The sequence below is a fragment of the uncultured Candidatus Thioglobus sp. genome, from assembly GCF_963981275.1.
Taxonomy (GTDB): domain Bacteria; phylum Pseudomonadota; class Gammaproteobacteria; order PS1; family Pseudothioglobaceae; genus Thioglobus_A.
Window position 1 is genome coordinate 26,124 of record NZ_CAXCCZ010000014.1, and the last position, 9,184, is coordinate 35,307.

General features: G+C 38.8%; 10 protein-coding genes. 2 read left to right on the top strand and 8 right to left on the bottom strand.

Annotated elements, in window-relative coordinates; genetic code table 11:
• Together tatB and tatC are read left to right on the top strand one after the other, a co-directional pair.
• A complete protein-coding gene (gene tatB / locus ABNR88_RS03650) occupies positions 1–309 on the top strand; it encodes a Sec-independent protein translocase protein TatB (RefSeq protein ID WP_291928031.1) in 309 nt (102 codons plus the stop codon).
• Positions 306–1,232: a twin-arginine translocase subunit TatC gene (tatC, locus tag ABNR88_RS03655; RefSeq protein WP_291928028.1), complete on the top strand. Its 927-nt coding sequence runs from the start codon at positions 306–308 to the stop codon at positions 1,230–1,232. Before tatB ends, tatC begins: the two co-directional genes overlap by 4 nt.
• Before the next feature lie 3 nt (positions 1,233–1,235).
• Here the strand turns inward: tatC and ABNR88_RS03660 are convergent, their stop codons facing one another.
• The 8 genes from ABNR88_RS03660 to dapA form a co-directional block, all read right to left on the bottom strand.
• On the bottom strand, positions 1,236–1,820 hold the full coding sequence (locus ABNR88_RS03660) for an ANTAR domain-containing protein (protein WP_291928025.1): 585 nt from the start codon (positions 1,818–1,820) through the stop codon (positions 1,236–1,238).
• Between the two features lie 17 nt (positions 1,821–1,837).
• Positions 1,838–2,281 (bottom strand): CBS domain-containing protein, encoded by a 444-nt coding sequence (locus ABNR88_RS03665; RefSeq protein ID WP_291928022.1) that lies wholly within the window; start codon positions 2,279–2,281, stop codon positions 1,838–1,840.
• A gap of 155 nt (positions 2,282–2,436) precedes the next feature.
• The gene (locus ABNR88_RS03670) at positions 2,437–3,654 is read right to left on the bottom strand and encodes an ammonium transporter (RefSeq protein WP_291928019.1); all 1,218 of its coding nucleotides are present in this window, start codon (positions 3,652–3,654) and stop codon (positions 2,437–2,439) included.
• A gap of 10 nt (positions 3,655–3,664) precedes the next feature.
• Positions 3,665–4,009 carry a P-II family nitrogen regulator gene (locus tag ABNR88_RS03675; protein ID WP_291928016.1) on the bottom strand — a complete coding sequence of 115 codons (345 nt, stop codon included), beginning with the start codon at positions 4,007–4,009 and terminating at the stop codon, positions 3,665–3,667.
• A 262-nt stretch (positions 4,010–4,271) separates the two neighbouring features.
• Positions 4,272–5,207: a hypothetical protein gene (locus ABNR88_RS03680; RefSeq protein WP_291928013.1), complete on the bottom strand. Its 936-nt coding sequence runs from the start codon at positions 5,205–5,207 to the stop codon at positions 4,272–4,274.
• Entirely contained in the window at positions 5,204–7,105 is a 1,902-nt protein-coding gene (locus ABNR88_RS03685) for a BRCT domain-containing protein (protein ID WP_348670060.1), read from the bottom strand. The genes ABNR88_RS03680 and ABNR88_RS03685 overlap by 4 nt, the downstream gene beginning before the upstream one ends.
• Before the next feature lie 11 nt (positions 7,106–7,116).
• On the bottom strand, positions 7,117–8,250 hold the full coding sequence (bamC, locus tag ABNR88_RS03690; RefSeq protein WP_291928008.1) for an outer membrane protein assembly factor BamC: 1,134 nt from the start codon (positions 8,248–8,250) through the stop codon (positions 7,117–7,119).
• 1 nt (position 8,251) lies between these two features.
• Positions 8,252–9,142, bottom strand: coding sequence for a 4-hydroxy-tetrahydrodipicolinate synthase (dapA, locus tag ABNR88_RS03695; protein WP_291928005.1), 891 nt, complete (start codon positions 9,140–9,142; stop codon positions 8,252–8,254).
• Positions 9,143–9,184: the final 42 nt, after the last annotated feature.

Genomic DNA, 9,184 nt, shown 5'->3' on the forward strand with positions numbered 1-9,184 from the left:
ATGTTTGACATTGGTTTTTGGGAATTTGCCTTAATTGGCATCATCGCCTTGGTGGTTGTAGGACCCGAGCGTATGCCTAGTATCGCCAGAGCTGCAGGAAAATATGCTGGAAAAGCTAAACGCTTTATTGCCAAAATTCAAGAGGATGTTGGCGAAGAGTTAGAGGTTGACAAACTCAAAGAACAGTTCAATGCAATGGATAAGGAAGCTAATATCGTTGAAATAATTGACGATGCTAAAGAAACCATTAGTGACATTAAAACCGATGTCAACAACATTAAAAACGATACTGATAGCACTAAAACATGACTCCTAAAGAAATGACCTTTGTTCAACATCTGGTTGAACTGCGTGACATCTTGTTACGCTCAGTTATTGCCATACTGGTTATTTTCATTAGCTTATTTCCTTTTGCAAATGAAGTCTACAGTTTTATCGCTGCACCTATTATCAGCGTTCTACCTCAAGGTAGTAATATTATTGCCATTGGTGTTATATCACCATTCTTAACTCCACTTAAAATGGCGTTAATCATGGCGGTGTACATCGCCATGCCCTATCTGCTTTATCAAGTGTGGAAGTTCATTGCACCCGCACTCTACAAACACGAAAAACAAATGATTATGCCTTTGGTTATCTCTTCAACCATTTTGTTTTATGCCGGCCTATTGTTTTCTTTTTACATTGTCTTTCCAGTTATCTTCGGGTTTTTATCTAGCATTGGCCCAAGTATTGTTGACTTTACACCTGATATCCAATACTACTTAGATTTTGTACTCAAGGTTTCATTTGCATTTGGTATTGCCTTTGAAGTGCCAATTGCCACCATCTTGCTAATTATGTTTGGTGCAACCACCATTGAAAATCTAAAAAAGAATCGACCATATGTTGTGATCGGCGCCTTTATATTGGGCATGCTGTTAACCCCGCCTGATATTATCTCGCAAACCCTAATTGCCATCCCTATGTGGTTATTGTTTGAAGCTGGGCTTATTTTTGCCCCTTTATTTGTGCGAAAAGAAGAGGATTCTGAATCGAGTTCTAATGATACTGATCCCGATAATGATCCAGATCAGCCATCTAAATCCGACTCTGAAGATGATGATGACTGGAGTGATGACGAGTTCGACACCGAAATGGACAAAATCGATGAAGATTTTCAAAAGATGGATGAAGAATTTGCCGACTACCTAAAAAAACTAGACGACGAAGATCCTAAAAAGAAAAGCTAAAAACTAGCTTAATAATTCAAACGCATTAATTACACTTTCGGCGACATCAACAATGCGCTTGTTTTTATCCATCGCCATTTTTCTCAACGACTGATAAGCCTCATCCTCATTAATCTCTTTGTGCTTCATTAGTAAACCTTTCGCCTTTTCGACTGCTTTACGCTCAGATAGTTGATTACGAGTTGCATCAAGCTCGTCTTTTAGCGCCTGAAACTCTCTAAATCTAGCCATAGCAACATCAATAATTGGCTGCACACGATTCTCTTCAAGGCCGTCTACAATATAAGCGTTAACGCCTGATTTAATAGCAGAGCTGGCCATCTCAGAATTTGATTCCTCAGCAAACATAACAATAGGCTTAGGCTTGGTGTTGTTGATATCGCTTAAGTTGGCAAATACCTCTTCATCTGGAATGTCCGCATTAACAATAACCACATCTGCATGAGTCATTTCGTTGCTATCTGCTAGCTGGGCACTACTACCCATACGGCAGATAACATCATGCCCCTTGTCTTGTAAGGCTCTACGCAACATGGCAGAACGTCCAGAGTTCTCATCAACTAAGATGATTTTAAGTGCTATATTCATAGGGGGTGTATTTTAACTTATGAGGTCATACAAGATTTAAAAATTGCTCTATGCACATCTCCAATACTAACAATGCCCACTAGCTTTCCATTTTGAGTTACTGGAATTCTACGATATTTTCTAAGCCACATAGTGCTTGCTGCTTTTAAACAAGGCATATCAAGATCAATACTATCTACACCATTGGTCATGACTTCGCTTATTTTGGCATTCATGATATCTTTGTAATTTGTCTCCATATTTTCAAAGTCAAAATGCGTATCACTCATAATGTCTTCCAATTTCGGAAACATGTGTTGCAATATATCTTTTTCAGAAATAATACCAACCAAGTTATTATCTGCATCTACAACTGGCGCGCCACTGATATGATCCATAATCATCATTAATGCAATATCCTTAACTGGCTGATCAGCTGTTACTGTTTTCACGTCAGTTGACATAATATCTTGAACAATCATATTTTCTCCATTTTTATTAAGTATTAATACCCCTATTCTACATAATTAATATTTATATTTTCAAGGGATTTACACCAAAAAACCCCGCTATAAGCGGGGTAAAAATTATCTGGAATTTTTGTCAGGGAATCTTTACAACCCTCCCTTGTAAGGGTTTATTTTGTAAACTCTGGATAAGCCTCTAAGCCACACTCAGAAATATCAGAGCCTGCATACTCTTCTTCTTCAGAGATTCTAACACCCATAATTGCTTTAAGCACTAACCACAATACTAGCGAGGTACCAAATACCCAAACAAAGATTGTACCTGCACCCGCTAACTGACCACTGAATGAAACACCCGAATTAGTCAATGGCACTGCTAATAAACCCCACAGACCAACAATACCGTGTACGGAAATTGCACCTACTGGATCATCAATTTTGAATACTTTATCAAGTGTCGAAATAGAGAATACCACCAAGATACCACCAACAGCTCCGATTAGAGTTGCCTCTAAAGCAGTTGGTGTATCAGGTCCAGCAGTAATCGCCACAAGTCCTGCTAATGCACCATTAAGCGCCATTGTAAGATCTGCCTTACCCCATAGTAGTTTAACCAATAGTAACGCCGCAATAACACCACCAGCTGCTGCTGCGTTAGTATTTAAAAACACCATTGCCACTGCATTAGCACTTTCCTTACTTGCTATCGCTAATACCGAACCACCATTGAAACCAAACCAACCTAACCAAAGGATAAAAGTACCTAAAGTTGCAAGTGGCATGTTTGCACCTGGAATCGCATTTGATGAACCATCTTTGTTGTACTTACCCTTACGAGCACCCAATACAATAACACCTGCTAAAGCAGCAGCAGCACCAGCCATGTGTACAATACCTGAACCTGCAAAGTCAGAGAAACCTAAATCACCTAGTACGAATAAACCAAATACCGCTTCACCATTCCATGTCCATGCGCCTTCCATTGGGTAAATAACACCAGTGAAAATAGCTGCAAATGCAAAGAAAGAGAATAACTTCATACGCTCGGCAACTGCACCAGAAACAATTGACATTGCTGTTGCAACGAAAACCACCTGGAAGAAGAAGTCTGATGGCGCTGCATAAGTTGCATCTTTAGCAACTGTTTCAATTCCATCTAACATGACACCACCGCCATACATAATGTCATAACCATAAACCATATAAGTTGTACACGCGATTGCAAATAAACCAATGTTTTTTGTTAAAATTTCCGCCGTATTTTTACTACGAACCATACCCGCTTCAAGCATTGAGAAGCCCGCTGCCATCCACATAACCAATGCACCCATCATTAAGAAATAAAAGGTGTCTAATGCAAATTGCATTTCTAAAATTGTATTTTCCATGTTGCCTCCTTTATAACGCTACTGAACCAGTTTCACCCGTACGAATACGAACCACTTGTTCTAGCGAAGTAATAAATATTTTTCCATCACCAATCTTGCCGCCCTCAGATTTTGCCGCAACACTAATTGCTTCAATAACACTGTCAACCTGATCTGCAGCAATCGCAATCTCCAGCTTAACCTTGGGTAAAAAATCTACTGTATATTCCGCACCTCTGTATAACTCAGTATGGCCTTTTTGACGACCAAAACCCTTTACCTCGGTTGCCGTGATTCCTGAAACGCCTATCTCTGATAGCGCCTCTCTAACTTCATCAAGCTTAAAAGGCTTGATAATTGCTGTAATTATTTTCATCATCTTTCTCCTGTTTTCTTTAAAGCAAAAAAAAGCCAGTTATCTCGATTTGCAAAATTTGCAAATAAAAATAACTGGCTTCAATACCATTTTTTACACAACTCCCTCATGAAGCATGCAAAAAAAAACGCTTATTTAAACTCTTATCAAAAAGAATCTAAATAAACGTCTATGTTTGTTGTCAAATCCCGCCTTTGGGTCTAACTACGAAAAATTATAACCACTTTAACAAATAAATGCAACTTAAATTTTATAACCAACATCATGCATACGTATCCTCAAAATTTTCCAAAAAATCTTCAACAGATAAATAATGATTACCATCACATGAAAAGCTAAGCCCAATGGTGCCGTTCATAATATTAAGGCTGGCTGTTTTCAAATATAAATTATCGTCCATAAAACGCATATGTTTAAACTTGCCAAATACGTCTTTAACTTGCTCCTGGGTAACCTTAGCATCCACCGGATACTTTTTTTTGGGATACAGTAAGCATATATCAGGACTGGTAATTTCTTCAAGCACATGGACATGGTAATTGTAAGGGTTGTCAATTGTCCAAATAGTTGCTCTCGAAGACGCATAATGAAGCTTCAAATGAAAAGCGCCCAATTCATTTAATAACTCAACTGCAATATTATGAACAGTATCAATTGATTTATCCATTGCAGAGTTTGCTCGCGTTTGATTAAACAAATTAGAGCGAATTTCTGGATCGCCTTTAATTTGTCGCCAATCATCCAAATTAATATCTTGCTTTGGCAGTGGTAACTTCTCCAGTTCAAGATCAAACACCAATAAGGCAACAAACTGATCGTTATGACAGATTGAATGCACCATACTAATGCACGGCTTCAAGGACGTTCTAGAAATATAAGTATTGGAAATATAAATTGGATGCTGCTCATCTACCGCATTAAAAAAAGGCCGATCTGATAAATCTCGCCCCTTAAATTCTGGCAATATCGCCTCTTTGCTAATATTAGCACTCATCTGAATGCCCGATGTATCTAATACATAAGCCAGTCTTGTGTATTGATGATGTTGCATATATGAGAAAAGCAATTCATTCAAATGATCGAAGCTAAGCTCTTTGTCTAAGCAACTATCACAAGCCTGAGCAAGTTGCATTAGCCCTTCGCCCAACTGGTCTGTTAAAAAGGTTTTCTGCTCATTAATTAAATCTGAAATTTTCATACTTCAACCATTGCTAAATAATCTCGCTCACTCAAAATAGTTAGGCCAAATTTTTCAGCCGCCTCAATTTTCTTTTGCCCAACATTATCACCAATTACCAAATAATCTGTTTTTCCAGTAACACTAGATGCAACCTGAATACCTAGTTTTTTTGCGTTTTTCTTCATGACTTCTCTTGAGCCATTCATCTTTCCAGTAAAGACAATTTTCCTACCTGACAATTCATGAGAAATCTTAATAGCATCCATATAAACTGGTGTTATTTCTAAATTGAACTGATACTGAAGCAACTCGTCAAACTCATTTCGAATGGTTTTCAAACCTTTTACAATCAATGCAGCAGTTAGATCTGCAAAGCCATCAATATCAGCAACTTGGTTTTCATCAAGTGTAAAGATATCCTTAATAGAATAAGATTTTAATAAGTTTTCGCAATTACCCAAGCCCATTCTAGTAACACCAAAAGCCGCCAAAAAACGCCAATCTTCAACCTGCTCGGTATGAGACCTACCAAGTTGAGTAAGTAAGTTTTCACTGGTTTTGTCACCAAAACCCATTGCGGTTAAATCACCATGACTTAGGCCATAAATTTGTGAAATTTTATCAATGCCATGTGCATACAGCTTTTCGATCGTGGCAATACCAAAGCCATCGTTATTGGCCAGTATCTTAAAGAAGTACTCCATTTTTCCAATAATTTGAGCGGGGCATTTACTGTGATTAACACACATTAAAAAATCAGATTCCCATTGCAAGGGCGTTTGACAACTTGGGCAAATACTTGGAATATCCACAGCTACAGACTTAAGCACTTGATTAATTTTAGGAATTACCAAGCCCGAACGTGTTAACTCAATTACACTACCAGCACCCAAGCCTTGTTCCTTCACCAAACCGTAATGATGTCCTGTTGCACGCACAATGGTCGCACCACTTAACAAGGTGGGCTCCAACTCTGCAACTGGCGTGATTTTTCCTGTACGCCCAACTTGCGGGGTGACAGATAAAACCTTAACTTGAGCCTTATCTTTATTTTCTTTAAAAGCAATCTGCCAGCGATGAAATTTTCTATTGGCGCCCATTTGAGTCTTTAAAGCTTTGCTAGTTGTCTCAAAAACCACGCCATCTACATCAAAATCTACCGTGGTTAATACTTCAGCTACAATCAGCTCAAAGCGCTCGATTAGCTCGCCAACACTTCCTTGCCAAGTTGGCAACTGTGCAAATGGTACAAACAAAGCCGCCTTATTATTGATAGCTTGCTGAGCTTTTTCATCTAAGGCTTTTTCTTTAATTAAGCTGGCTTGAAAATTACGTGGATATTCAAAACTATCTGATAAATGTGTCTGAAAATAACTTTGCTTAACTACAATTTCACCCGCACCTTGTCCACGCTCAGAATCATTATAAACTTGAAGTCCGCGAGCAAACACCCTGGAAATGTCGCTGCCTTTTTTACCATCTCCACGTGTATATAAGCACTCTCCATCGTCATAACCAGCAAAGCCATCGAGCTTGGGTGTGGCTTTAATTTGGATATCTTGAGCTTCTAGATTAATTTCAGCTGCAGATTTTTGTAGACGCTCAATCCATTTCTGAATTTCAAGCCAAGTATAAGCCTTGTCCGTCGATAACATTATCTCGGGTAATAAAACTTTTTCCTCGGAAAATCCCCGCCCTTCTGGTTCGACCACTTGCAGCAGTGAATACTTTGGCAGTCTTTGCTTTAACGCTGAAAGATAGACGAAATCATAGTCCTGATCACTAACTATGGGATTCCCTTGTCGATAAGCGGCGTTAGCTAGCTCACAGAATTGCGCCAAATCTTGATCAGATAAATCATTCACCAAGATTTCTTGGCGAATGATTTGATCAATGATTGGTTGTGACAGCGTCACCTTAATTTTAGTTAGAACTGCTTAGCAATATTGCCTAAGAACTCATAACTAAAGTCGATGGTTGCTTGCTCATTTTCTTCAGAAAGATCATTAAAGTAAACCTCTGTCTTTCCTGTATCAATCTGCTTAACAATAATCTGAAAGGATTTCTTAATGGCATCATCACCAAACATACGCGAGAAAATACCTTGATCTTCAGTTCTGGCAACGTTAATATAGAAACTACCTTCTTTAACATCTTTGTCTTCAATATCAATATTTAGCTGGTCTAGCGCCCAACCCATATTATCCCAAGTGTCATATTGGCCTAATGAGAAAGTCAGTTTGGCGTAGCCACCAATACCTTTATCCACTGCCACACTTAATACCTGCTCTTCTTTAGCCTTAATAATCTTCTCTCTAGCCACCGCATGATCACTACCTAAGAATGTCATTAGTCGATAGAGCATTTCTGTTTCTAGCGCCTGATCTTTAGGGCGAGACTGCCAAATCGTGTTTTCATCATCACTACCCGCTTTGGTAAGCACCTCTTCCATTGAATTTAGAGATAGGTATACCGAAGTCTTACTACCGTTTTCATTTGGCTCGATACGAATGCGATATTTATCAACAATTGGCAGTGCATAACGCGCCGCAATGGCTTTTTTCAACATAGAGCGAATAACACCTAACGATCGATCTGGAATTTCAGGATGATTTTCTAAGAAATCCGTCTCCATTAGGCCAATTTTTTTATTGGTTTTTTTAATAGCGAAACCGTGTGACTTAAAGAAACTTTTAGATAAATTCCACACATCATCTGTTTTTTTGTCAACCACTAACCAGCGACGCTCGCCTGAGCGTTTAACCTCAACATTTGATGGCACTCTAAGAATGCTTGTTGCCTCTTTAATTGCCTCATCTTTTTTAGAAAAACTAATCGTATCTTCTTGAATATTAGAGACATAATTTTCCAACTTGAATGAGTTTTGTGCACTCGGCTTGGTTAAATCCGGCGGTATCTCCAAAGAAGTAACAGTTTTGTTGGCGTAATATTTAATATCTCTTTCGCCCAAACTTGGCGCCTGCTCTTGTGTTTTTTCTTCAAAAGAAAAACAGCCCACTAAAGATAAAGAAAGTAGTGCTGTTAATGATATTTTAATCATACTATATAACTCCCAAATTAGATAAATCCTGCTCTAATGTTACCCGAGCTTGTTGTGATAATTTTGTCAGTGGCAGGCGAATGCCGCTGCCACATTTGCCCATTTTATGCATGGCCCATTTAACCGGTATCGGGTTAGACTCAATAAATAAACTTTGATGCAAATCCTCAAGTGGCTGATTAATTAATGTAGCTGTCGCTTTATTATCTTCAAATGCTGCTTGATAAGCTTGTGACAAAGCCTCTGGTACCACATTCGCACTCACCGAAATACCGCCATGACCACCCATTAAGATAAAGTCAATCGCAGTGGCATCATCACCACTATAAAGCAGAAAATCCTCTGGGCAAGTATCTATCAAAGCTTGTGCAACCTCTAAATTACCTGTGGCATCTTTGACGCCGATAATATTTGAAATTTTTGACAACCTAACAATCGTTTCAGGCAATAAATCTACCGCTGTACGTCCAGGCACATTGTACAAAATTTGATCAATATCCACTGTTTCGGCGATTAACTTGTAATGCTGGTACAAGCCCTCTTGAGTGGGCTTATTGTAATATGGTGTCACCAATAAACAAGCATCAGCACCAATCTGTTTGGCAGCTTGAGTTAGTTCAATGGCTTCAGAGGTAGAATTAGCACCCGTACCTGCAATAATGGCAATTCTGCCATTAGCAAATTCAACTGTTTTGCGCATCACTTTAATGTGCTCGTCTTGATTTAATGTGGCACTCTCACCTGTTGTACCCATGGAGATAATCGCACGCGTACCTGATGCTACGTGAAAATCTACCAATGATTCAAGCGCTGCATAATCCACCGATCCATCATCAAGCATTGGGGTGATTAAGGCTACCATTGAGCCGGTTAAAGGGTGATTTATACGCATGACAATAAACAATAAAATATTATTAAGATTATATACGAATTG